Raw genomic sequence first — 24,624 nt, 5'->3', positions numbered from 1 at the left:
AACTATTCACTATTATTCTCTACTATGGACTGATTATCAAAGTCCTAACTTTGATAATCTATATTGTAGTGTTTGCCTTGGTATCTTTAGGATTTCTGCTGTTTTAGTTATGTTGTTATCAGTTTTTGATAAGACTTCTTTTATTATATTTCTTTCAGTTTCTTCTAATATTTCTGTGAGGGATGCCTCATATTGATTATGGTTTTTCTCATGTTGTCTAAACTTATATGGAAGGTCTTCTATGTCTATTATTTCTTTATCGGATATACTCATTATTCCCTCTATTAGGTGCTCCAATTCCCTTACATTCCCATCCCATTTATAATTATTAAATATATTTAATACAGCTTTTGATATGCCTTTTACATTTTTACCTAGCTTATTATTAAATTTTTTAATAAAATAATTTGTAAGTATAGGGATATCATCCTTTCTATCCCTAAGTAGAGGTATTTCAAAGGATACAACATTTAATCTATAATATAAATCTCGTCTAATCTGCTTGTTTTCTACAGCTTCTTCTGGAGATATATTTGTTGCTGCTATTATTCTAACATCTACCTTTGTAGTATTAGTAGCACCTACTCTTCTTATATTACCATCTTGTAAAACCCTAAGAAGTTTAGATTGAAGTTCTAAAGGCATAGAGTTGATTTCATCTAGAAATAATGTCCCTCCATTGGCTAATTCAAATAATCCTGGTCTATCTTCTGCCCCTGTAAATCCGCCTTTTATTGTGCCAAAGAGTATCCCTTCTAATAGATTTCCTGGAAGTGCTGCACAGTTTTGTGTAATGAAAGGTTTATATCTTCTTGAACTGGCATTGTGAATGGAATGAACAAATAATTCTTTCCCTGTTCCTGTATCTCCTGATATTAATACAGAAACATCTGACTCTGCAGCTTTTAAAGCTAAGGATTTTAGCCTTATTATCTCTTTATTTTCCCCTATTATGTCTAATAAAGTAAATTGAGCAGATTCTTTAATCCTTTCTGTAGGGTTTTTTTCTTTTTTATTATTATATAGTTTATTTTGTAAATCTACTATTTTTTCAGACATTTTTCTAACAGTTGTTATATCCTTTGAGATTTCCAATGCTCCTAAAATCTTTCCCTTTGCCGTTATAGGAATGGAGGAGTTTATAGTTGTAATCTTTTCTCCTTTGTAATTAAGAAAAGTCTGTTCCTTCTTACGCATTGATTCTCCTGTACGAATTACTGTAAGCAGTGTACTTGTTTCCTCTGTTAGGGAAGGATATACCTCAAGTAAATGTCTTCCTACGACTTTTTCCCGTTCTATTCCATCTATGCCTTGTGCAAATTTATTATAATATACAATGATTCCATTTTTATCAATAATATGTATGCCTTCCTCTAAGTAATCAAGAATTTCCAACACATTTTCCCTAAAGAATAAATCCTTCACAGTATCTCTCCTTTGACTGCTTAATTTTGGGCAGCATTAGCCAAAAATTAGGCACTTTCGTGCCTAATTTGAGTTTACATTTAATTTATTTTTTCCATTTGCTTTTTCATCATTTCCATATAATCTACTGAATTTTTTTCATCTACTTTAGGCATCTCTACTTTTATATCCTTACTATTGATATTACTATTCTTTACATTATAGTTTATACCTAGTTTAATTATGCCTTTCATTTCTATAACTGGTTTTTCTTTATCTTTGTTATTTGCTTGTGCAACCTTAGTAATATTTTCTAAATCAATTCTTAAATCAATATTACCTGTTTCATGAACTATATATCCATCTTTATTGATGCCATATTCTATTACTATACCCTTATCTCCTAAAATCTTAACATCTTTGTATTTATCCATGAATTCATTGAATTTTGTCTTGAACTCTGGTAGTTTATTTTCAAAGTCTGCTAATTGATCTTTAACTTCAGTTTTTTCTGTTTCTGATACCTTAGCTATATTCATTACTGCCTTCATATATTCCTTGATAAAATTCATAGTTGCTTCCTTATCTAAGGCATAGTTTACTGAATATTTTACAAGTTCTTTTAGAGTAGCATCGTCTAGTTTTAACTCGTATATGTCTAATTTTTCATTGCCTATTAATTTAGCATCTTTTTCCTTAACTATTTCAAGTCCTGGTTTAAAATCTTTTTGAATTTCCTTCATAAACTCTGTTACTTTTGGCTGAAAATCTTTGCTAAATTTCATTAATTCATTGAAATCTAATTCTTCATTTGATTCTTTCATCAGCTTTTCAAAATCATATACTATATATTTCTTTTCAGCATCCTCTGGAAACATGGAATTCATAATTGTTTGAGGCATTTCTATTATTTCCTTTACCTTAGGTTCTGCTGTTGACATATCTGCATCAACCCAAACTTTCATATCCATGCCTATACCGCCAAGGTTCATATTAGTAACTACTTCTGCTTTAGATGCTGTTTTTTCTTTGTTTTGTAATTGTTTTATATGCATTTTAAGCTTTGTATTATTTACTGAACTAGCTACTTGTTGCAAAATTAATTGCTCATCCTCTGCAAACCCTTCCCCTTCAAGATTAAATCCTATTTCCATATCTGATTCCATTGAAGTTATATTTTGCATTTTGTTTAAAGAGCTATATAATTTTGACTCCCCACCAAAACAACCTGTGACGGATATGGCTAATGCTAATACTAATGATAATACCGATATCTTTTTCATATGATCCCTCCTAAGTTTTGTGTAATACTTATGTTATCATTATAACAGTCTATACTATTAATATGCAAGTAATTTGAAAAAATTTCAAATCTAATTACAAAATAAAGACTCATCATTATGATGAGTCTTTATTTCTTATAATTAAAATGTTAATGTTCCATTTTCATCTTTTATTATTTGTAATATTTGCTCTTCTCTTCCATTTAAAGCATTTATATAAATGATGAAATCTGAATCATTATATTTCCCCTTGAATTCATAGCATAAAACTTCATTTTTTCCCTTTGGTATTAGGGCTAAACGAATAGAGTCTATATTAAAATTCATCTTAACTTTAGCTCTTGCTTCATTTTCAGCTATATGTGGAGTATCTATATTTCTATCTTTATGATTCATATAATAGGCAGAGGCATCAAATCCTACTATTTCTCCCGTATCCAATGCTACTTTTACTTTAATTAAGTCTGGATATATTGTTATATTATTTTCCTTATATGCAAAATTAAATAATATTGTTCCGTCATATTTTAATGAATAATTAGGCTCCATGTTTTCAAAGCCTTTATCCTTTAAGTATCTTAATGCCTTTTCTTCTGCATTTTTTATGGATAATTTTACATTAGAAACTGGTCTTGGGTTTGCCATCCAAACTACTTTACCACCCTGTCTAGAAACCCCCATGTATACGGATAAATCTTTTTGCTGATTTTCAGGATATAAAAGGAATGTATAGGCTGGTATTTTCACTTCATTTATATGCTCACCTTCCTCAAATGCCTTTACTCCTTTTACTCTATCCCTTCCAAAAAAGTCTTGAGCTATATTCTTAGCTTGCTCCTGTGACACTTGTTCACGAGGAAGTCCTACAGGTTTTCTATTAATGATTTGGTCTGAAAACGGACCATCGTATATTAATTCAGGAGTTTTAGCCATTTGCTTATCTAGAGTGACTAAAGATGTTTGAAATACGCTTTCATTACCTTTCTCCACCCTTTTGCTTTGTTTGTTACTTAATTCTCCTACTACAAAATTTGATTCCATTAAACTCTCATGTAATTTTGATAACTCAGCATTAAATTTAGCAGAATTAGCTTGAAGTCCATTTAGTGTTTCTCTTTGCTCTTTTGTTATTTCTTCCCCTTGAAGATGCCTTTGTATTAAATAAGCAGAATAGTCTGCTGCCTGTGTTAAAAATTTTTCTGTTTTTGCAGATTCTGCATGGGTTATTGGCATTTGTGCTAGTTTATCCTTTGCAAAAAATGCCTCATTCATAATCTGAGAAAACAATACTATATTCTGCTCTCTTGAGCTTGCCAGCATTGCCTTAGATAAATTTACTTGAACATTTTCCACATGTTTTTTTACATCGAAGAATAACCTTTGATAATGATTTTCCAAAGCTATTTCGTGCTGTTTTTTTATTTGATATTGATTATATCCCCAAACAAGGGCTACGATGAGTAAAACACTAAGTATAGTTGGGGCAATAAAATTACGTCTGTTTTTCATATTTACCTCCTATAATCCAAACCAGTGTTTACCGATTTTTAATATTACTTTTCTTGACCATATCCATTTAGATGTTGCTGTAGCTGGATTCCAATAGTATAAACATCCATAACTAGGATCCCAGCCATTTAAGGCATCTCTTGCAGCTTTTATGGAGTCCTTATTAGGTGTTAAGTTTATTTGTCCATCAGCAACTGCTGTGAATGCTAAGGGCTGATATATTACCCCAGCTACAGTATTTGGAAAAGATGGACTTTTAGTTCTGTTAAGTATAACAGCTGCTACGGCTACTTTACCTACATAAGGTTCTCCCCTAGCTTCTCCATGTATAGCTCTTGCTAATAAATATTCATCAGCCTTTCTGTTTACTCCTTGAGTTGATGCTGCTACACTGGTTGTTGCCATTCCTAGTGCATTAGCTGTTGATGGGCCTACTATACCATCTACATTTAAACCATTTTTAGCTTGAAACTTTCTCACTGCTCTATAGGTTCTTGCACCATAAACCCCATCTACCTGCCCATCATAATATTTCCATCTAAGAAGCTTATCCTGCACCGTCCTTACATCTTGCCCTTGTACCCCCCAATAAAGGGTTCTTGGACTAAAAGATGAATTATACTTTTCTGCCCTTGGTTCATAAAATAAAAATATTGATAGGAACACAATACTTAATGCAGTTGTAATTATAATAAATTTTTTCAAGATTATTTACTCCTTTCATCTTAATGATAGCTTTTTCTTATTTTTAGTAATTTCCCAAATTTTATACATAAAAAATAACTTCACTTTTTGGTGCCAGGCACCAAAAAGTGAAGTTATTTAAAAATGTTTAAAGTTATTTTATTTTTTTGCTTTTTATTTTTGTTTTTATTTTTTTGTTTTTTTTTATAAGTTCAGCAGTTTTCCACTTTAATTTTAACTGTGGTTCTTCTATTTTTGTATCTAATTCTTTTTCTACATTGTAAGCCACTGAATGGGTAATATCTACAAAACAAAGTGGAGGAAACATTATACACCACCAATTTTGTCCTTTCCCTTCTCCCAATGTAATAAGTAATGTTTCATATTCTCCTGATGGTAATACTAAATTCCCATATTTTCTTGTAGGAAAATTATCTTGGTCTAGGGTTATAGCTACATCATAGTCTTTTCCTTCTTTTTGGATTACTCTTTCTGTTATATCTTTCATTTCCTTCATATTTTCCCTTATTACTTCTCGGCTTTCTTCTAATGTTTTTGTGTATTTGAATTTTTCTTTCATTTCCTTTAATATTTCATCTCTTATTTTGAGCTTTAGTGCCTGGTCTTCTTCTTTGTCACTATTAGCTCTTATATGGAATCTAATGATTTCATCTTCAAAGCTTTTCTTTACCTTTTTTTCTATAAATGGACAGATTATATAGACAAAACTAAAAATAAATATGGATAATATCAGTACTAACTTTTTATATTTCATTTTCTTTCCTCCCTTTTATACTTGTCCTACTAATAATAGTTTTGCCCATATTCTTATTTTTATACATAAAAATGCTCCAGTAAAAACTGCAGCATTTTTTATAAATTATTTACCTAATCCTTTGAGTATCATATCTACTATATCTTCATTTCCTATATTATCTAGAGAGCCATCATTGGCAATTACTGTTTTAAGATGACTGCTATTCATAAGTCCCAGAAATATAATAGTAGCCGTCTTATTATCTATATCACCTAGTTCGCCAGTTTCAATTCCCTCTGTAATAATTTGTAGGGTAAAATCAAATATTTGCTTATTCATTTCTTGAATATATTGTTTAACTTCTTTTAAAATATTTTCAAAATGAAAAAAGGTTCTTTCTATTAAATGAGCATGGATATCAATAAATCTTGAATGATAGTTAAGTATTGCTATTAGCCGATTCCTTATACCTTCTTCTCTTAGGACAGTTCCCTTTGCTCCTTCAATATATGCTTCCATCATGTACATTAGCATTTCTTGAAATATCTCTTTTTTACTGCCAAAGTATTCATAAACTGTACCTTTACCAATTCCCGCTTCCTTGGCAATATCTTCAACCTTCCCATGATAAAACCCACATTCACTAAATACTTTCATTGATGCTTCAATAATTTCAGTTCTTCTCTTCTCTTTTAGTTCACTCAAGTCCTCACCTCTTTTTATACATTAGAATTGCTTTTCCTTAGTCTTTTTATCCTTGATTTCATTTTAATAGAAAAATCATCAAATACTGTATATAAGACTGGAACAAATACTAATGTTAAAACCGTAGATAATGTCAATCCACTTATAACTACTACTGCCATTGGTGCTTGCATTTCTGCTCCCTCGCCTATTCCTAAGGCTAAAGGTACAAGACCTAAAATTGTTGTCAATGTTGTCATTAGTATAGGTCTTAGCCTAATAGGTCCTGCAGTAGTAATGGCTTCAAACCTTTCTTTACCTTCTTGACGCAAGGTATTTATATAGTCGATTAGTACAATACCATTATTAACTACAATACCTGCTAACATGATAATACCTATAAAGGCTGTTACACCAAAGGATTTTCTTGTTATAAAAAGACCTAAAAGTCCTCCACCAAATGCCAAAGGTATGGTAAACATAATGATAAATGGATTAATTAAGGATTCAAATTGTGCTGCCATTACCATATAGATTAGAATTATTGCTAAAATTAATGCTAATAAAAGTTGCTTAAAGGCATCAATCATCTGCTCGTTCTCTCCACCTATTTTATAACTATAGCCTGATGGAAATTCATAATTCTTTATCTCCTTTTCTATATCTAAACTAATGCTTCTCAAATCTCTGCCAGTTATTTGGCTGGTAACTGTAACCACTCTTTCTTGATCTTCACGATTTATTTGGATAGGGCCTTTTACTATGGATATATCAGCTACTTGAGATATAGGTATATTAATTCCACTTGGAGTGGTAATATCCAATTGTCCAAGATTAGATAAGCTCTCTGTAATATCCTCTGTTGCCCTCACTACTATATCCAATTCATCTCCCTCATCTTTATATTTAGCAACTATGGTTCCAGATGCCCCTCCCCTAATAGCAGAAGCTATTTGAGAAGTAGTTAATCCATATATTGCTGCATTTTCCTTATTTACTTGAATTTCTACTTCTGGTACTGCATCGCTTAAACTTGTTTTTACATCTCGAGTTCCTTCTACGGATTCAATTATATCTTTGAAATCATTGGATATTTTTTCAAGAACTTCTAGCTCATCACCTTTTATACTTATACTAACTGGAGCAGAAGAACCAGCCATTCCCATATTTGAAGATTCTGTTACTGTTATTTCAGCTCCTGGTATATCTTTTGTGATTTTTCTTACTTCCTCTGCAACTTCCTTTGTACTTCTCTTTCTTTCCCTTAATTTAACTAAATTTACAGAAATAGAGCCACTATTTCCAGTATTAATGCTATGGCTTCCAAAACCACCTGAAGTTACATTGGCAAATATTACATCTATTTCAGGTATTTCTGTAATTTTTTCTTCTACAATTTTCGTTATTTCATCAACCTGATAAATATTTGAACCTAAGGGTAAACTTATATTTATTGTCATACTTCCCTCATCTGTTACAGGGAAAAATTCCATTCCTACACCTGCTAAACTTACTACACTTAGAACAAAAACTATTACCGAAATAGCAATTGTAGTCTTTCTACGTTTAAGTCCTAATTCTAATAAGGATTTATATTTATTTTCTATTTTTTCAAATAAGTTATCAAATGCCTTATAAATGAAATCTAATCTTTTCTTCTTCCCTTCAGTATCATCAATTGTTAAAATCTTAGAGGATAACATGGGAATAAAAGTTAAGGCTACTACTAAGGAAGCTGTAAGTGATAAAGTAACTGTCATGGCAAAATCTTTAAATAAAATACCAACCATTCCATCTACAAATACTATTGGTAGGAATACTGCTATGGTTGTAAGGGTTGAAGCCATAATTGACAAGCCAACCTCTTTAGCTCCTTTTATGGCAGCTTCTTTTTTAGAGTATCCTTCTACTCTATATCTATAAATATTTTCCAGCACTACAATGGCACTATCTACTAACATACCTACTGCTAATGCCAATCCACCTAAGGTCATCATATTTAATGTAATCTTATTAAAATATAATAATATAAATGAAGCGATTAATGAAATAGGTATAGATACTCCTACTATCAAAGTGGATCTTATATTCTTTAGGAAAATATATAAAACTGCAATGGCGAATATAGAACCTACAATAACATTATCTATAACATTATTAATAGAGTCCCTTATAATAGTAGAGGTGTCTATTACTATATTAATTTTAACATCTGGATAATCCTTCTTTAATTTTTCCACTTCCCTACTTACTAAATCTGCCACCTGTACTGTATTTTTACCTGATTGTTTTTTTATGGAAATATTGATACTGTCCTCTCCATTAGTTCTAGAGATTCCAGTAATATCTTTATTTTTTAATTCTACTTTAGCTATATCCTTAAGAGTAATTATAGAACCTGTATTAAGGGTAATTGGCATATCTCTAATTTCATCAATAGAATTAAACTCTCCTATTACTCTTATGGTAAGATCCTGCTCACCATTTTCTACAACTCCTCCTGGAAGATTAGTATTGGCTGCACTGAGTAATTGATTTAACTGGTTTATGCTCAATCCATATCTTGATAATCTAGCTATATCAACAGATACCTCAATTTCATCTGTAAGTCCTCCTCCAATATCAACAGAAGCCACTCCTTCTAATCTTTCAAATCTTTGTTTGAAATTGTCTTCTGCCAATGACTGTAAGCTTGACAAGCTTCCATTGGTAGATAAAGCTATTTGTACAATGGGCATGGAATTTGGGTCTATTTTAATTACCATAGGTTGTGTAGCATCATCTGGTAAAGCTCCCTTAACTAAGTCTACTTTCTCTCTCATTTCTAATGTGGCAAAATCCATATTTGTACCAGTATTAAACTGAGCAATTACAATAGAGCTTCCCTGGGAAGAAATTGAATTAATTGTATCAATATTTCCTACTGTAGCAATTGCCCCTTCAATTCGCTTGGTAATTAAGTTTTCTATTTCCTGAGGACCAGCCCCTGAATAGGAAGTAGAAACTATTGCCACAGGTATTTCTATTTCCGGATAAAGGTCAATTGGTAGTCCTGCCAATGAGATTGCCCCAAAGATAACAACTACCAAAACCATCATTGTTATAGTAACGGGTCTTTTAACAGCAAAACTTGATAAATTCAATATTATTCACCCCTTACTACTTTCACTTTTCGTCCATTTTCTACATAATGCTGCCCTTTTATAATAACCTCTTCATCTATTTTAAGTCCTTCTTTAATTTCAACATAATCTCCTGTATCTAAGCCCAATGTAACAGTTCTTTCAACTGCTTGGTCATTTTCTACTACAAATACTATTTTCTCATCTTTCTTATCCAAAACAGCATTACTTTTAATTGCTATAACTGAATCTATTTTATCTAAATTTAACTTTACTTTACCATTCATCCCAGGTCTTATTTTTCTATCAGAATTATCTATATATACCTTTACAGAATAAAGATTGCTCCCAATATCAGCTGTTGGGCTAATATAGCTAATGGTACTAGATATATCTTCATCAAAGGCTGCCGGAATACTTAAATCTACTTTTTGATCTATGCTTAATCTATTTACTACATCTTCTACTACCTTTATTTCTATATAAACCTTGTCCATATCAACAATGGTAGCTGCCATTTGTCCACTACTAACAACTTGACCTTCCTTTACATTTAATGTGGAGACAACTCCATCCATTGGTGCTTTAACAACTGTATTGTTGAAATTATCTTCCATTTGCTCATAGGATATCTGTGCTTGCTTCAATTGGCTTAAAGCTTGCTGATACAATGTTTCTGCTTGTTCTAGTTGACCTTTTGCTGCTTCTAAATTCATATCACTAGCAGCTAACTCTGCCTGCTCTAGTTGACTTTTAGGTATGATACCCTCTTCATAAAGTTCTTTACTTCTTTCTAAATTTAACTTAGCATTTTCTATTTTTTCTTTATTTAATTCATAGTTAGCCTTTGCAATCTTTAAACTGCTTTCAGATTGTAAAACTCCATTATTTGCTATTTCAATGGCATTATTAGCCTGCTCAAGACTTTTTAGAAAAGTATCCTGTTCTACTACAAACAGTACACTGCCTTCTTTTACTACATCACCTAGCTTAACATTTACACTAGAAACTATACCAGAAACCTTTGGTAAAACTGATATTTCTTCATTTGCTAATATCTTACCATTAAATTTAAGATTATTTGCTATGGTTTGGATATTAGTCTTTTCTACTTCAACTGGTATATAATTTTCCTCTTCAACTGTCTCACTAGATTTTAAAGACTTATTACATCCAGATGCTAAACTTAATATCCCTACTAGAATGAAAACTAATATAATTTTTGTATTGAACCTTCTATGCACTATAGTGTCCCCCCTAAATCAATTAAATTTTTATCGACCGAACGGTCAGTCAGTATTTTTCATTATATTATAGTACCTTTGTCATGTCAATATTTTTTTCAATAACTTCAGTTTTTGGTGCCTGGCACCAAAAACTGAAGTTATTGAAGTTATTGTACTAATCCTCTTCTTCTTATTTTAGAATCTACTACTACATCTATATCAATTTGCGGAAATATCTCATCCCAATCATTTTCTACCTCTTTCCATACCTTTGGGTGATATTTATATAGATATTCTCCAATATATATTGCATCAGCTTTATATTGTTTTTGTAATACTTCTAACGTACTATTTACTTCACTTTCTAAAACTTCATTTATTGCATTTTCCATTTTATTCATTATTTCCATATCGTTTACCATAGGTCTTCCTCGTATTATATACTCTTGCAGATTTCCTTCGATTTCAATATCTATTCTAATTTTTATATTCCCATCTTCTCTTATTAAATGTTTTTTTATTTTTGAACCATCTATTGAATATGAAACCGTAACTCCATTATATATTGCATCTATTAAATCTCTTTTTAATTTCCCTCGCATTAGTGATATAGCTCTGTTTTGCATTTCATCTATATCTCCTATATAGGTATAGTTTTTAAATATTGCTCCACCAAATATCTTTATATCTTCTTCATGAATTGAAGCTCTAGGCATAAGCCCAACTCCACCTATATCAGTATCTTTTATAAATTGAGTTAAACTTTGAGGTATAAATTTAGATGTTCCTTTATTTTCTTTAAGCATACTTACCAGTGTACCTTCTATTACCTCTTGTCTTTTAGCCTTTGGTATAAATAGGAGTAAATCCATAGCTTTCCCTTCTGCTATTAATAATCTAACTTTTTTGTTTATAATGAAATCTCTACTCATTCCATCTAATATTTCTCGAATTATACATTCATCCTTTGCTAATTCTTGTCCAAAGACTACTACTTTTAGATGTTTAAAATAAACTTCATAGGGCAATCTCGTAGACAGTTGTTCTATACCCTCAAAAACAGATGATGCTACAGTTGATACTATATGTATTCTCTCTTCTTGAGTTGCATTTTTACCTATTGCATTTATATTGGGATAAGATATGGTTATTATATATTTTTCACCCTCATTATCATTTAAATCTACGCCTATTGAATATGGAAATATTCGTTGGTTTATTTCTATCATTCCCCAACATCCTGTAGTCAATATAAGTGGTATAGTAATAATTACCAATATAAATCTTTTTTTCATCTATCTGACCCCCTAGATTTAAATAATCCTATAACATAGATTATAATTGGCAAGAAAACTATGGATACAAATCCAAAGTAATTTATAAACTTTCTTATTTGTTTACTTAATTGAACTATGTTTTCAGGTATCAAGGATATTATATATATTAGTGGTGTAAGTGGTAGTATAAATAACCCATGTTCTTTTGTATTAAATAAGTTTGAGAGAATTTTTCCAGCTGAATAATAGAATGGAACCATAGTTCCAAAAATGACTATTACCCATATGGCTACCATAAGTCCATCAAGGTTTTCAATAAAATATCCAGGTAAATCTATTTCTTTTATAAGGGATAGTATAGGAAAGCTTTGCCTTCTCAAACTCTGTAATCCATATTGAGATAGAGAAAGCACAAATATTATTAGATATATAACTATTACTATTCCAACTCCCATAAGACTAGATTTCATTGTTTCTTTTTTTCTTTCTGTAAAGGGTATTGAAAATAATAATATTTCAAATCCAGTATAGCTAAAAAAGCTTAGACTTATGCTCTTTGGCGTATTTCTAATATTTGATTGAAATAGTGGAAGCATATTTGTAAAGTCTACACTTGTTAAAGATATAAGTATTAATATTATTACAAATCCTAGTACTACTGGATATATATGATATGCTGCTCTTCCGATTACTTGAATTTCAGATCTAGAAAGATAAGTAGTTACAAGTATAAAGGAAATTATTATTATTTCTGTTGGAGTATTTTCTAAAAGAAATGCCTTTAGAATCTCTGCAATATTTCTAGAAATGGCAGCCATACTCACTATTAGATAAATTAGAAAGAAAACAAGAAAAATATTAAAGAGCCATTTGCCTAAAACCATTCTACCTATTTCAAAAAAATCTTTATCAGGATAAAGATAGAACAATTTATTCATAATTATTGTAATTCCTATTACTAATATACCTGAAAGAATTATAGCTATCCATCCATCATTTCCTAATATCAAAGAAATTCTATTTGGAAGAGATAAAATTCCTGTTCCTACAACTGCAGAAACAACTAATGCTCTTATCTGTTTATTTGATATTTTATTATTTTTTTGCATCTTTCCAACTTCTCCCCATTCTTCTCTTATTCCTCGGATGTGTAAATGTAGGTCTTTCTTTTAGGTATTGAATTGGTATCTTAAATAAAGTGTCTTTTAATTCACCAGAACCTACTCCTAAACCTGAATATGGTGATGTAAATGGAACTCCAAAACTATCTAATTTAATTAAATGAGTTCCTAATAGGATAATTCCTAACATTACTCCATATAACCCCAATACTGATGCTAAAATAATAAGGATAAATCTCCACACTCTTAATCCTGCTGCAAACTCATAACTAGGGATAGCAAAAGAAGCTATAGTAGTTGTAGCTACTATAATTATTAAAATAGCACTTACTATTCCAGCCTCAACTGCTGCCTGACCAATTATAAGTCCCCCAACTATTCCCACAGTTGTCCCTATTGGTCCAGAAATTCTTGTACCTGACTCTCTTATTAGTTCTATTGTGCCCTCCATTAAAAATGTTTCTACAACTGCTGGAAAAGGCACATTAATCCTACTTGCTGCTAAATAATAGGTTAATTTTGTAGGAAGTAGTCCTGGATGATATGAAATAATGGATATATAAAGTGCAGGAGATAGAACTGCTAAAAACACTGCTAATAATCTTAAAAATCTTACTCCTTGTGTTTCTTGCCATCTTGTATAATAATCTTCTGTTGATTGCAATAATGTCCCAATGGTAGCAGGTACTATTAGTACAAAGGGTGAATTATCTACTATAATGGCTACACGTCCTTCATACAATGCAGCTGCGACTGAATCAGGTCTTTCTGTATTCTCTATTTGAGGAAATGCTGAAAGGTAATTATCTTCTATTAAATTTTCTAGCATGGAACTATCTAATATGGCATCTATATCTACTGATTTTAACCTTTCATTAACATCATTAATTAAAGATTTATCAACAATATCTTCTATATACATTACTGCAACACTTGTTTGTGACCTTCTACCAACTGTATGCATTTTAATTTTTAAATTGGTATCCTTTATCCTTCTTCTTACTAATGTCATATTTGCCTTTACAGATTCTACAAACCCATCCCTTGGACCTCTAACTAAGGTTTCTGTCTGTGGTTCTTCAACGCCCCGAGCTGGCCAGCCTTTTGAGTCAAATATTAAGCATTTATCAATTTTATCAATTAAGATTATGGTATCACCAGAAAGTATGGAATCCACTATATTATCTACATGAAATTCTTCTTTTATATCTATAGTAGATAATGCCTCCTTTGAAATTATATCTATTAGTGGAGTCTTAAATCCTTGTAGAGAAAAGGTTTTTATTTCTTCTTCTATGAATAGGGAAAAAATCCCGTGTTCTGCAATATATTCTTTGCTTACTAAGCCATCTATATATACTAAGGTGAGCTTTACTTTATAAACATCACCTATTTCTATTCTTCTAAAGACAACATCATCACAGTCGGTAAATAAGTTTCTAAATATTTCTTCGTTTTTTTCTAAATCTTTAAGCAGTATAGTTTTCATCATTACACCCCTACATTAATAATAGCAATACATATAATAATCCACCTATGGTTATGTATGAATAAGATATAATCTTTACCATTCGTAATTCCCTTATGTATCCTTTTTGTCTATATCTTTTGCCATCAATTAATAAAGTAAATATTCCTATGGCAATTATCATTAAAATAGTATAATAATCCGTCAACTCTCTTAATATCTTATATGTTTTAGAAAACAAAATCCCACCTCCTGTAACTAATATAGTTTGCAAAAGATGGGTAATATATACACTCTATTAAATTGTCTTTACAATAAGAACTACGCCCTTATTATATTTTTTTTCTAAGCTTTTCTTACAAAATTGAAGTTTATCTAAATCCTCAAATAATCCGAAAACCGTTGGTCCACTACCACTCATTAAAGAACCTAATGCTCCATAGTCTAGCATATCTCTCTTGATTTCAGATATAATAGGTGTTTTTTCTATAACTACTTCTTCCATTACATTGGTTATACTTTTGGCTACGGAGTTTATATCATCTTCTTCTATAAATGACATTATTTTTTTTATATCAATATGTGATTGTTTATTTAGTCTAATATTTTTATAAACTTCAGCAGTTGAAATACCTATCCCTGGATTAATAAGCAATACATTCTTATCTTTAAAAGACCTGATCTTTGTCAACTTTTCTCCTATTCCTTCTGCAAATGCTGTTCCTCCCATAATACAATAGGGTACATCTGCACCAATTTCCACACCAATTTCCATTAATTCTTTTTCACTTAGTTTTAAACCCCAAAGCTCATTTAATCCTTTCAAAACTGCCGCTGCATTTGCACTGCCTCCTGCAAGTCCTGCTGCCACAGGAATTCTTTTATATATATTTACTTTAATTCCTCTGTTTATCCCCGTCTTTTCCTGCATCTTTTTCCATGCATGATATACTAAATTTGTAGAATCTAGGGGAACTTCTTCCTTATTACATTCTATTTCTATATCTTTTTTAATTTCTTTTATAGTCAATATATCATTAAGACTGATTTGCTGCATTATAGTATTTATCTCATGATAACCGTCGTCCCTCCTATATAACACATCCAGTCCTAAATTAATTTTACCATAGGAATTTATTATAATCTCTTTCATTTAAATTTCTCCCTCATGAAAATTTACCTTTTATATTATATCATAATTCCTAAGGTATGATAAAGTTTCCTTTAAAAAGATATATCTACTGTTTTTTCAATTATTATTTTCTCTCCAGGCATTATATTATTTGGATTTAAACTTTCATTTGCCTGCAATATTTCCTCTACAGTTGTATTGTATCTTTTAGCTATATTCCATAATATATCATCTCTTTGAACTATATAAATAGTTATACTAGGGCGATTTCTTTTATCTATTATATCTCCTGTTTCCTCTATTAAATTGATCACTGATAATACTCTATTTCTATTGATTTTCACCTTATGCTTAATAGCTGCCTCTACAATAAAAGCGTCTTTAGATGTATCTACTTTTATTGTTTCCAAATTTAGACTTACATCTATTAATGGTTCTATAACCTTTTCTTCTAGGGGCAAGTAATATTTATATGGAATTTCTTCTCTAAATGTACTAATTTCTTCTGTTATATCGTCTAAATAAATTCCTTTTAAAGAAAGAATTCCTTCCACTATTAGTTCATTATCTTGAATTCTAGTATCTATAATACTTGGAGAGCCTATTATATTATAAATCTCCCTTATTTTATATTGAGTTAAATCCTTAACTATATTCTCCTTATGAATTGTACTTTTTACATTTTCAATTAAATTGATTTCTTCTCTTTCTATATTAACTTCTTCCTTAGTTGAGTATGCATCTACTATTAAGGCTTTCTGATTCTCTGAGAAAGCTATACCTGATATTCTAAGTTTTACTTCTAAGGATAAAATCTTAAGCTCTCCAGCTTCATTTTCTAATAATTCATAATTTCCTTCTACTACTTCAATAATAAGTTCTTCTTGTGATTCAGCTATTGCACCTGGAATTTCTAGAAAATGATTGAAAGGTATTTCCTCTTCTACTGTATCTATTCTATTTTCTCCATAATATATAACTTTAGCATTCACCATCCCAGATACTATTATCCTATCGTCTGCTACTGTAGCTTCATTTTCATAAGCTTGAATTGACATTTTAAGTATTTCTTCTATGGCTGGATTTTCTTCTCCTATTTCGAAGGTTTCTTTTACTATGGCATAGGATGTCTCTCTACCATAGATTTCCTTATATTTAATAGTTTCTTTTAATATTTGAAGATTATTTTTTTCATTAATGTCTTTGATTATTTCTATATTATTTACTTCTTCCACTTTTCCTTCTAAACTAACTAATGCCTTTAGAGATAGTTTTCTTTCATCTAATATTTCTTCTTCTATATATTCAATATTAGAACTTATAGTTGCGGACATAGTTTCTGTTATTCCTGGTATCTCTATTTCTTCTCTAAAATCTGCATTAGAATCCATTGTATAAATATTATTCTCTTCTTCCTTTGATTTGTAAACTATTTTAAATTTTACTACTCCTGATACTACTATTCTATCCATTATTACCTTGGTACTAAGTATTTCTACAGTGCCATCTGTCCAAAGTACCTTATTCAAATCTGCTTTAGATGGATTTAGATAAATTTCTGTTTCTACCAAGGCCTGGATATTTTCTTTTCCCCTTAGCTCTTCAATCCGCAAAACATCTTTTATTAATTCAACAGACATAATATCCCCCCTAATTATTTCCTATAACATCCTATGAAGATATATATGCATAAATATCATAAATAATGAATAAAGACATAAAAATAACTGTACAATGATTGTACAGTTATTTTTTAAGATATTTTTACACTATGTTGATTTTGTGAGCAAACAGTTACTTCAACGGTTCCCGTCAATACATCTGTATAGGTATATGATACCTTTCTACTGCTATCATATTCATTGCTAATCCTTACAATAAATAAATTAGGGTATGCCGCTTCCAATATTCCTTCTCGAACCACAGTCTTTTTTCTACCTTTATTTGCTCGAAGTATTACATTTTTGCCAATACACCTCTCGATGTCTTTACGAATTCTGATCAATATATCCTTTTCCAATATAGCAAACCACCTTCCATTAGTTGCTCCCCACAGTCGGAGGCAGAAGAAGTGTCACTTATGTATGAATTATATCACAAAAATTCCATATTGTCAAATAAATTAATTATTATACTATTAATGGGTTTATTTGTCAATTATATTTTAAATTTATTTTTGTTAATTTTTGTTCATAGTTAGTTTATATCAAAATATAACAGTAATTTTTTGGGATTTTTGACGACCCTTGTGATATAATATATTTAATTATATAACGGGGAGGAAGTAATTGTGAAAGGTACTATTGTTTCTGCATGGGTTCAAACCTGCAGAGAATTATATGGAGAAAGCTTAACAAATGAGGCTTTAGAGAATTTTAATATTAGTCCCAATAAAATATTTACTCCAACAGAAGATATTGATGATAAAGCAGCTAGAGGAATTTTAGATTATATCGCCCAAAAATTGGGAAAAAAGACCGATGAAGTATGGAGAACTATGGGTAATCATAATGTAATTACTTATACTAAAGTTTATCCTGCATTCTTCAGATATAAGAATTTATACTCTTTTCTTCAAGCTATGTATGATATCCATGTAGTAGTTACAAAGAGAATTCCAGGTGCAAAACCACCTATCTTAGGAATAAAACCAATAGATAAACATACTGCTCATATGACTTATTCTTCTTCTAGGGGAATGTTTCCTTATTTTCATGGTATGTTAGAGGGTGCTGCCAAATATTTTAAAGAGGATATTACAGTTGAAACCTTAGAGAAGACAGAAGATTTTACAAAGATAGCTATTACTTTCACTGAAGAAATTTATTATCAAAGGAAGTTTAGATTTAACAAATTGTTATCTTTTGGATTTATAAAGAGTATGGAGGGAAAAATTGCTATAGCATCCCTTTTATTAGTAGGTCTTCCTGTAACTTTGTTATCTAAATTTGCATCTTCATCTACTGCCTTTTTTGGAACTTTAATTCTTTCAGCAATTGTTCCATTTCTAATTAGCAAAGGATTATTTAAACCTCTTAAATTTATCTATAATTCCCTAGATGAAATTGTTGATAAAGATTTATCTATGGTATTGGATATAGATACTAATGATTTCTTTGAAGATATTAATAAAAAGGTAAAGAATTTAAAGGAATCTATAAAAGCAGATTTTGTAGGATATAAGGGAACTACTGATGAATTAAATGTTTTTGCTGATAAATTTGCTGAAATTTCCAGTAATATGAGCTTTACTTCAAATGAAATATCCAATGTAGTAGAGCAGGTGGCTGGCGGTGCTATAAATCAAGCAGATGAAACTGAGCAAGTGGCATATAAGTTAAATGACTCTATTGTTTCTTTAAATGAAGTAGTAAAAAAAGAAAATGCAGGTAAAGAAGAATTAGAATCAGCCGTTACACAAATAAACCAAGGATTTGAAGATTTAAAGTCTACATCTGATAGCTTGAATCATGTACTATTACAGTTTTCTCAAGTACAATCTAAAGGTCAAGATTTACAAAATAGAGCAACTGAAGTTCGTAATATAGTTGAAACTGTAGAAAAAATTGCTGAACAAACTAATTTATTAGCTTTAAATGCAAGTATAGAAGCTTCACGAGCTGGAGAATATGGTAGAGGTTTTACAGTTGTTGCAATGGAAATTAGAAAACTTGCTGAAGGTTCTAAGGAAGCTGTTAAAACTATTAATGATAACCTAGAATCTTTTATTAAAGATATTGATGGATTTGTTTTTGATATATCTGACCAATTTAATATTCTTGAAAAGGAAAATATTAAATTAAATTCTGTAGCAGAAGAAAATAGTAATTCTGTAAATTCCATAGCCCAAGTATCAGAATTAATTATTGAATTAACCAAGGAACTTACAAATGAAACTAATAATATAAATTCTATATCTCAAGGAATAGAATCCTTAGCAGCTATTGCAGAAGAAAATTCTGCTTCGTCCCAAGAAGTTTCTGCTAATGTTCAATCCTATACAGAAGAAATAAGAAAGATGACGGAAAGTATATATGAATTTAAAAAGGTCAGTATGGAGTTTAGTAAAGAATTGGAAAAATATATTGTATAATTTGAGACAAGGAGCAACTCTCCTATTGCAACAATTGATAGTTGAGAATTGACAATATTAAAAGATTTATAATATTTTTATATTTAAAACACAAGACCAAGGATCTTCCAGAAGAAAATTCTTGGTCTTTTTAATTATCAATTGTAAGTTGTCAATTAAAAAATAATCTCGTTATATAAACTGCTGAAATCAACCCTGCTAAATCTGCTATTAACCCTGCTGCCAATGCGTGTCTTTGTTTTTTTATGGATATAGACCCAAAATATACTGCCAATACATAGAATGTTGTTTCACTAGAACCCATCATTACTGCCGCTGTTTGAGCTAATAAGGATTCTGCCCCATAATTTGTGGCTAGTTCACTTAATATTCCTTGAGCACCTGAACCCGATAAAGGTCGCATAAATATCATAGGAACTAATTCTCCTGGTATATTAAAAACCTTTATAATTGGTGTAAATATCTTAATTAAAATATCCATGGCTCCTGATTCCCTAAAAACTCCAATTGCTACAAGCATGGCTACAAATGAAGGTATTATTCTTATGGCAGTGGAAAACCCATCTGCTGCTCCTTCTACAAAGGATTCATAAACATTAATATTTTTACTCATTCCATAGGATATAATACCAACTAGCATAAGAGGAATTGATAACTTAGATAAAACTTCCATTATTATAGGGAGCATTTAATAATTCCTCCCTATTTTTTTATTAATTTTTTTCATCTCATATTTAGGAAGTTTTTGTAGTATCCTTGCTGCAATTATAGCTACAGTTGTAGATATAGTAGTTGCTATTATAGTGGGTCCTATTATTTCCGTAGGGTTAGATGCACCTGCTGCTGATAATATAGCAATAGTTGAGGCTGGTATTAAAGTTACTGATGAAGTATTTATAGCAAGAAAAGTAACCATAGCATTAGTTGCAGTATCCTTATGTTTATTTAATCTTTGTAATTCCTCCATAGCCCTTAATCCAAAAGGAGTAGCAGCATTGCCTAAACCTAATATATTGGCTGAGATATTCATTATCATAGCTCCCATAGCAGGATGTTCCTCTGGTACCTCTGGAAATAAAATTATCATAATTGGTTTTAATATTTTGGATATACATCTTATAAGCCCAGAATCCTCTGCTATTTTCATTATTCCCAACCATAATGCCATAACACCTATAAGACCCATGGCGAGTTCTACTGCCGATTTAGCATTGTTTATGGCTGCATTTGTGACACTATCTAAGTTCCCAGTAAGAATTCCAACTCCAAACCCAATAATAATTAAACCTGCCCATATAAGATTGAGCATATAATCACCCCTCATTAACAATTAACAATTTTAAAGCATTAAATAAATTAATGTTTTAATTGTTCTATGCTCTTTGATAATTGTTAATTGACAAAATTCTTTTTTGTTAATTGTTATTATCCTATTCTGTAAAACTTGTCTATATTCAAAAAATAATAAGAGCCAAGTTAAATCAACTTGACTCTATTAATTCTCCTATTCTCTTAATTGTTCTTTATTCTTTATTACAGCCCCAATAAGGTTGTAGCTATACCAAAATATACTATCAAACTTAGAGCATCTACTATAGTTGTAATTAATGGTCCTGCCATAATAGCTGGATCTAATTTTAGCTTTTTAGCTACTAAAGGCAAAGTACCTCCAACAACCTTTGATGTCATAACAGTTACTATTAAGGTTAGAGAAACAGTAATAGCTATGGATAATTCAATTTTCTCAATCACTATAAGTCTTACAAAGTTTATAGCTGATAGAACAATTCCTACTATAAGACTAATTCTTAATTCCTTCCATAATACCTTCAACCAATCATGAGTAGTTATTTCACCAGTAGCTAATCCTCTTATTATTAGAGTTGAGGATTGGCTTCCTGAATTTCCACCTGTATCCATAAGCATAGGTATAAATGTGCTAAGTATGACTACAGAGGCTAATACATTTTCAAACTTACCCATTATTCTACCAGTAAATGTGGCTGAAACCATAAGTATCAATAGCCAAGGTAGTCTATGTCTTGCCAAAGCAAATACTCCTGTATTTAAATATGCATCCTCTGACGGGGACATGGCAGCCATTATTTGAAAGTCTTCTGTTGCTTCCTGTTCCATAATATCCATAATATCATCTACAGTAATAATTCCTGTAAGTCTATTTTCATTGTCTACAACTGGTAATGCTAAAAAACCATATTTTCTAAATACATTAGCAACACTTTCTTGGTCGTCATGGGTATTTACACGAATTACTTCATCTTCCATTATATCATCTATAAGCAATTCTTCATCAGATGTAACTAGGGTTCTTAGGGAAACAAATCCTTCTAAGGTTCTTTTTCCATCTGTCACATAGCAGGTATAAACTGTTTCTTTATTTAACCCAGTTTCTTTTATATGTTCCAATGCTTCCTTTACTGTAATTCCTTTTCTCAAATCTACATATTCTATGGTCATTATGCTGCCAGCAGAATCTGCAGGATATTTTAAAAATTGATTTATTAATTTTCTTTCATCTTCTTTAGTAGCTTTGAGCACTTTTTTAACAATGTTTGCTGGCATTTCTTCTATTAAATCTATCATGTCATCGAAAAACAATTCATCCATGATATATTCTAATTCTTTATCTGTTACAGAATTTATAATTCCTAGCTGCTGTTCAGTAGAAAAATGTGCAAATACTTCTACTGCCAAATCCTTTGGCAGCATCCTGAATATTAACAATGTCATATGTGCATCTAATGGGTCTAAAAGTTCAGCTACGTCTACTTCATTCATTTCTGACAGTTCTTTTTTAATTTCTATATACTTTTTTTGTTGAATTAATTCTAAAAGTTTTCTTTCATCCATGTTCTCCCTCCAATTTAGAGAACCATGTTTTGTGATAAAAATGGTTCTCCCATTATTATTTTAAAAATTTGTTTTTTAATACAACTGGGTACAGGACCCGAATCCATTTTCATCACCAACCCTTCTTTTACAATTAGCAATTAACATTTAACAATTAACCATTTACTATATTTAATCAATGCTTATTTAACAATTAAAACATTAAAATTAATTAATGTTTTAATTGTTTTTTGTTAATTGTTCTCTGTTAATTGTTATTATACCACAGTTTCCATGTTCTCGAAAATAAAAAAGATAGGAATCCTATCTTTTTTATTTAAAATTATTCATTTTTTCCTAACTAACATCCACCAGCAGCTCTATCAGGGATTACTGTAAATCCTCTTCTTAGCCAGTTATCACTGTAATCTACTGTGAACTTTCCAAAACTCTCTTCTAATCCTTCTTCTAATACAAATGTAAAATCATTTACTCTAGTTTCTACATCGCCTTCTTTACGCTCATCCAGAGCTAATCCAAATGATGGACCACCTCAACCATAACCTGCGATAAAAATTCTTAAAGGCTTTTCAGTGTTTTTACTCTCAACTATTTTTGTTAACTCTTCAGTAGCTTTTGTAGTTAAATCTATAATCATTTAATTACCTCCTAATTATTCTCTCTTTGTATATATTATATACCCTCATAGGGTATTTGTAAACAATTATTTATTAGTTTTTTCTATAAATATATATGTTATTATAGATTACCCTAATCTTAAACTTTATAATCAAAAAAATCAAAACTGAAACCCCCCTCTACCTTTATAGTGATTATAAGTCTCCATAATAAAGATAGAAAAGAATTTCAGTTTTAATAACCTTCGTCATTTAATCTTTTGTTTATTATTTACTTTTTTTTCTTAGTATTTTAATTGTCAATTATCTTACATTGCTCTCCCTGGTATTATAGCATCTACTATACCTATTACTAGAGCACCTATTATAGCTCCCCATATAGATATATTGAAGCCAGGAACTATAAATTTGGTAACATAAAGAATGATTGCAGCAACTAGAAATCCTGTTATTCCTCTTCCAAAGGGCGAAGCATTAATACCAGTAAATCTTTGTACTAAATGGTCTAATACTCCAATTACTACAGATGCTAACAATAGACTCCATATACCATCTATTGTAAATCCTGGAGTAAAGTATGCTGCTATAGCAACGACTATTGCTGTTACCAAAACTCTTATAAGCATTTCTCCTATGTTGAAATCATCATCTCTGCCTTTATTTTGTTCTCTATTTCTATTATCATTATCCATTATTTCACCTCCTGATATAGTAATCTCCAATAATATTTTTTTTATACAAAAAAATATTAAATAATTTTCATATTTTGTGAAATGATAAATTATGCTAGAAAGCAAATAAAAGATATGCTACTATAATAGTAAGAATTAAAAAGGAGGTTGAAAAATATGGAAATTACTAAAGATATGTTAATTGGTGAACTAATTAGAAAAAAACCAGAAGCAGTAGAAGTTCTTATGAGATTTGGTATGGGTTGTGTGGGATGTCCATCAAGTCAAATGGAAAGCTTAGAAGAAGCTGCTATGGTACATGGCTTAGATTTAGATAAATTAATGGCTGCATTAAATGCATAAATCGGGTAGGAGGTAAATAATTAATTTATTTACCGACCTCCCTCACCACCGTACGTACCGTTCGGTATACGGCGGTTTCATAGTTTACACTTTAACTTCAAGGTAATATTTAAGAAAACTTAAATAACCTTGTTTTTCAAACCTAGCATTGGTTAGGGTTGTTGCAAGAATCCAGCTATTGGCCGTATGCCAGTAGCCTTTTCTTGTATTTGCCCATTCCCATGCCTTTTCTCTTGCTACTCCCAGTTTCTTAAGGTTAACAAATTTCGTCTTGACCTTCTTCCAACTTTTCCATGTTATCATTCGAATTCTTCTTCTGAGCCATTCATCAATTGTTTTCAT

23 protein-coding genes are annotated in these 24,624 nt (G+C 30.6%); 2 read left to right on the top strand and 21 right to left on the bottom strand.

Features of this window, described 5'->3' with window-relative positions:
* Window positions 1-36: 36 nt before the first annotated feature.
* The 15 genes from BUB33_RS11630 to BUB33_RS11560 form a co-directional block, all read right to left on the bottom strand.
* A complete protein-coding gene (locus tag BUB33_RS11630; protein WP_072976549.1) occupies window positions 37-1,425 on the bottom strand; it encodes a sigma-54 interaction domain-containing protein in 1,389 nt (462 codons plus the stop codon).
* An 80-nt stretch (window positions 1,426-1,505) separates the two neighbouring features.
* A complete protein-coding gene (locus BUB33_RS11625; RefSeq protein ID WP_072976547.1) occupies window positions 1,506-2,687 on the bottom strand; it encodes a hypothetical protein in 1,182 nt (393 codons plus the stop codon).
* Between the two features lie 141 nt (window positions 2,688-2,828).
* Window positions 2,829-4,196: a germination protein YpeB gene (ypeB, locus tag BUB33_RS11620; RefSeq protein ID WP_072976535.1), complete on the bottom strand. Its 1,368-nt coding sequence runs from the start codon at window positions 4,194-4,196 to the stop codon at window positions 2,829-2,831.
* A 9-nt stretch (window positions 4,197-4,205) separates the two neighbouring features.
* The gene (sleB, locus tag BUB33_RS11615) at window positions 4,206-4,901 is read right to left on the bottom strand and encodes a spore cortex-lytic enzyme (protein WP_084725413.1); all 696 of its coding nucleotides are present in this window, start codon (window positions 4,899-4,901) and stop codon (window positions 4,206-4,208) included.
* A gap of 133 nt (window positions 4,902-5,034) precedes the next feature.
* Complete coding sequence (gene spoIIR / locus BUB33_RS11610; RefSeq protein ID WP_072976531.1) at window positions 5,035-5,655, bottom strand: stage II sporulation protein R; 621 nt, start codon at window positions 5,653-5,655, stop codon at window positions 5,035-5,037.
* 105 nt (window positions 5,656-5,760) lie between these two features.
* Complete coding sequence (locus tag BUB33_RS11605) at window positions 5,761-6,342, bottom strand: TetR/AcrR family transcriptional regulator (RefSeq protein ID WP_072976529.1); 582 nt, start codon at window positions 6,340-6,342, stop codon at window positions 5,761-5,763.
* A gap of 14 nt (window positions 6,343-6,356) precedes the next feature.
* Window positions 6,357-9,464 carry an efflux RND transporter permease subunit gene (locus BUB33_RS11600; protein ID WP_072976527.1) on the bottom strand — a complete coding sequence of 1,036 codons (3,108 nt, stop codon included), beginning with the start codon at window positions 9,462-9,464 and terminating at the stop codon, window positions 6,357-6,359.
* A 2-nt stretch (window positions 9,465-9,466) separates the two neighbouring features.
* Window positions 9,467-10,687: an efflux RND transporter periplasmic adaptor subunit gene (locus BUB33_RS11595; RefSeq protein WP_072976524.1), complete on the bottom strand. Its 1,221-nt coding sequence runs from the start codon at window positions 10,685-10,687 to the stop codon at window positions 9,467-9,469.
* A gap of 149 nt (window positions 10,688-10,836) precedes the next feature.
* Window positions 10,837-11,964, bottom strand: a complete 1,128-nt coding sequence (locus tag BUB33_RS11590; RefSeq protein ID WP_072976522.1) for a Ger(x)C family spore germination protein — start codon at window positions 11,962-11,964, stop codon at window positions 10,837-10,839.
* Window positions 11,961-13,055: a GerAB/ArcD/ProY family transporter gene (locus BUB33_RS11585; RefSeq protein WP_072976521.1), complete on the bottom strand. Its 1,095-nt coding sequence runs from the start codon at window positions 13,053-13,055 to the stop codon at window positions 11,961-11,963. Before BUB33_RS11585 ends, BUB33_RS11590 begins: the two co-directional genes overlap by 4 nt.
* The gene (locus BUB33_RS11580) at window positions 13,042-14,556 is read right to left on the bottom strand and encodes a spore germination protein (protein ID WP_072976520.1); all 1,515 of its coding nucleotides are present in this window, start codon (window positions 14,554-14,556) and stop codon (window positions 13,042-13,044) included. The genes BUB33_RS11585 and BUB33_RS11580 overlap by 14 nt, the downstream gene beginning before the upstream one ends.
* 10 nt (window positions 14,557-14,566) lie before the next feature.
* Window positions 14,567-14,776 carry a CLC_0170 family protein gene (locus BUB33_RS11575; protein WP_072976519.1) on the bottom strand — a complete coding sequence of 70 codons (210 nt, stop codon included), beginning with the start codon at window positions 14,774-14,776 and terminating at the stop codon, window positions 14,567-14,569.
* Between the two features lie 57 nt (window positions 14,777-14,833).
* The gene (gene ispE, locus BUB33_RS11570) at window positions 14,834-15,688 is read right to left on the bottom strand and encodes a 4-(cytidine 5'-diphospho)-2-C-methyl-D-erythritol kinase (RefSeq protein WP_084725411.1); all 855 of its coding nucleotides are present in this window, start codon (window positions 15,686-15,688) and stop codon (window positions 14,834-14,836) included.
* A gap of 71 nt (window positions 15,689-15,759) precedes the next feature.
* A complete protein-coding gene (locus tag BUB33_RS11565) occupies window positions 15,760-17,307 on the bottom strand; it encodes an SPOCS domain-containing protein (protein ID WP_072976518.1) in 1,548 nt (515 codons plus the stop codon).
* Between the two features lie 113 nt (window positions 17,308-17,420).
* Entirely contained in the window at window positions 17,421-17,687 is a 267-nt protein-coding gene (locus BUB33_RS11560; protein WP_327191970.1) for a Veg family protein, read from the bottom strand.
* A 270-nt stretch (window positions 17,688-17,957) separates the two neighbouring features.
* Between BUB33_RS11560 and BUB33_RS11555 the strand changes: the two genes are divergently transcribed.
* Window positions 17,958-19,760, top strand: a complete 1,803-nt coding sequence (locus BUB33_RS11555) for a heme NO-binding domain-containing protein (protein ID WP_072976516.1) — start codon at window positions 17,958-17,960, stop codon at window positions 19,758-19,760.
* Window positions 19,761-19,911: 151 nt separating this feature from the next.
* Here BUB33_RS11555 and BUB33_RS11550 read toward each other — a convergent pair whose 3' ends face one another.
* The 5 genes from BUB33_RS11550 to BUB33_RS11535 form a co-directional block, all read right to left on the bottom strand.
* Complete coding sequence (locus BUB33_RS11550) at window positions 19,912-20,448, bottom strand: spore maturation protein (RefSeq protein ID WP_072976515.1); 537 nt, start codon at window positions 20,446-20,448, stop codon at window positions 19,912-19,914.
* The gene (locus BUB33_RS11545; RefSeq protein WP_072976514.1) at window positions 20,449-21,069 is read right to left on the bottom strand and encodes a nucleoside recognition domain-containing protein; all 621 of its coding nucleotides are present in this window, start codon (window positions 21,067-21,069) and stop codon (window positions 20,449-20,451) included.
* 224 nt (window positions 21,070-21,293) lie between these two features.
* On the bottom strand, window positions 21,294-22,631 hold the full coding sequence (gene mgtE, locus BUB33_RS11540; protein WP_072976512.1) for a magnesium transporter: 1,338 nt from the start codon (window positions 22,629-22,631) through the stop codon (window positions 21,294-21,296).
* Window positions 22,632-22,971: 340 nt separating this feature from the next.
* Window positions 22,972-23,268, bottom strand: a complete 297-nt coding sequence (locus BUB33_RS16860; protein ID WP_333637959.1) for a HesB-like selenoprotein — start codon at window positions 23,266-23,268, stop codon at window positions 22,972-22,974.
* A gap of 288 nt (window positions 23,269-23,556) precedes the next feature.
* Window positions 23,557-23,940, bottom strand: coding sequence for a phage holin family protein (locus tag BUB33_RS11535; protein ID WP_072976510.1), 384 nt, complete (start codon window positions 23,938-23,940; stop codon window positions 23,557-23,559).
* A gap of 156 nt (window positions 23,941-24,096) precedes the next feature.
* Between BUB33_RS11535 and BUB33_RS11530 the strand changes: the two genes are divergently transcribed.
* Window positions 24,097-24,282, top strand: coding sequence for a DUF1858 domain-containing protein (locus BUB33_RS11530; RefSeq protein ID WP_072976508.1), 186 nt, complete (start codon window positions 24,097-24,099; stop codon window positions 24,280-24,282).
* A gap of 84 nt (window positions 24,283-24,366) precedes the next feature.
* Here BUB33_RS11530 and BUB33_RS11525 read toward each other — a convergent pair.
* Window positions 24,367-24,624 (bottom strand): hypothetical protein (locus BUB33_RS11525; RefSeq protein ID WP_084725007.1); only part of this gene is annotated, 258 nt, incomplete at its 5' end.

Origin of the sequence: Tissierella praeacuta DSM 18095 (assembly GCF_900128955.1) — a bacterium.
GTDB classification, from domain to species: domain Bacteria; phylum Bacillota; class Clostridia; order Tissierellales; family Tissierellaceae; genus Tissierella; species Tissierella praeacuta.
The sequence above is the reverse complement of the archived record's forward strand: the minus strand, read 5'-3'. Positions and strand labels throughout refer to the sequence as shown.

Coding starts and splice junctions, on each gene's coding strand:
- BUB33_RS11625 (WP_072976547.1), bottom strand. CDS start 2,687: ATGAAAAAGATATCGGTATTATCATTAGTATTAGCATTAGCCATATCC.
- ypeB (WP_072976535.1), bottom strand. CDS start 4,196: ATGAAAAACAGACGTAATTTTATTGCCCCAACTATACTTAGTGTTTTA.
- spoIIR (WP_072976531.1), bottom strand. CDS start 5,655: ATGAAATATAAAAAGTTAGTACTGATATTATCCATATTTATTTTTAGT.
- BUB33_RS11590 (WP_072976522.1), bottom strand. CDS start 11,964: ATGAAAAAAAGATTTATATTGGTAATTATTACTATACCACTTATATTG.
- BUB33_RS11585 (WP_072976521.1), bottom strand. CDS start 13,055: ATGCAAAAAAATAATAAAATATCAAATAAACAGATAAGAGCATTAGTT.
- BUB33_RS11580 (WP_072976520.1), bottom strand. CDS start 14,556: ATGAAAACTATACTGCTTAAAGATTTAGAAAAAAACGAAGAAATATTT.
- ispE (WP_084725411.1), bottom strand. CDS start 15,688: ATGAAAGAGATTATAATAAATTCCTATGGTAAAATTAATTTAGGACTG.
- BUB33_RS11565 (WP_072976518.1), bottom strand. CDS start 17,307: ATGTCTGTTGAATTAATAAAAGATGTTTTGCGGATTGAAGAGCTAAGG.
- BUB33_RS11550 (WP_072976515.1), bottom strand. CDS start 20,448: ATGCTCCCTATAATAATGGAAGTTTTATCTAAGTTATCAATTCCTCTT.
- BUB33_RS11545 (WP_072976514.1), bottom strand. CDS start 21,069: ATGCTCAATCTTATATGGGCAGGTTTAATTATTATTGGGTTTGGAGTT.
- mgtE (WP_072976512.1), bottom strand. CDS start 22,631: ATGGATGAAAGAAAACTTTTAGAATTAATTCAACAAAAAAAGTATATA.
- BUB33_RS11535 (WP_072976510.1), bottom strand. CDS start 23,940: ATGGATAATGATAATAGAAATAGAGAACAAAATAAAGGCAGAGATGAT.
- BUB33_RS11530 (WP_072976508.1), top strand. CDS start 24,097: ATGGAAATTACTAAAGATATGTTAATTGGTGAACTAATTAGAAAAAAA.